Source organism: Pseudoalteromonas sp. UBA6610 (genome assembly GCF_002433295.1).
In the GTDB taxonomy this organism is placed as follows: domain Bacteria; phylum Pseudomonadota; class Gammaproteobacteria; order Enterobacterales; family Alteromonadaceae; genus Pseudoalteromonas; species Pseudoalteromonas atlantica.
In genome coordinates this window covers 8,409-8,803 of the sequence record NZ_DJHW01000138.1, presented here as the reverse complement: position 1 = coordinate 8,803, position 395 = coordinate 8,409, and the positions used below count along the sequence as shown (strand labels likewise).

General features: G+C 42.5%; 3 tRNA genes. All 3 read right to left on the bottom strand.

Annotation, left to right across the window (positions count from 1 at the left end):
• Positions 1–63: 63 nt before the first annotated feature.
• Positions 64–140: transfer RNA gene (locus tag B4F91_RS18260), tRNA-Met, on the bottom strand.
• Between the two features lie 5 nt (positions 141–145).
• Positions 146–220: transfer RNA gene (locus B4F91_RS18255), tRNA-Gln, on the bottom strand.
• A 37-nt stretch (positions 221–257) separates the two neighbouring features.
• Positions 258–342, bottom strand: a tRNA-Leu gene (locus tag B4F91_RS18250).
• Positions 343–395: the final 53 nt, after the last annotated feature.

The window sequence follows — 395 nt, the reverse complement described above, 5'->3', positions numbered from 1 at the left end:
GTTATTTTAAACTCTTCATTGAGCTGCAATTTAACTCTTGCAGAGCCACTTCTAAAAAAGAAATGGTGGCTAAGACGGGATTTGAACCTGTGACCCCATCATTATGAGTGATGTGCTCTAACCAGCTGAGCTACTTAGCCATTGTTGGCTGGGATACCAGGATTTGAACCTGGGAATGCCAGGATCAAAACCTGGTGCCTTACCGCTTGGCGATATCCCAACAGAAAACAATTGATAGTTTAGTTCATATCAGAACATGGTGCGGAAGGAGAGACTTGAACTCTCACATCCTAAGATACTGGAACCTAAATCCAGCGCGTCTACCAATTCCGCCACTCCCGCATTTTCACTTTGAATAATCAAAGGAAGGTAGTTATTTTAAACTCTTCATTGAG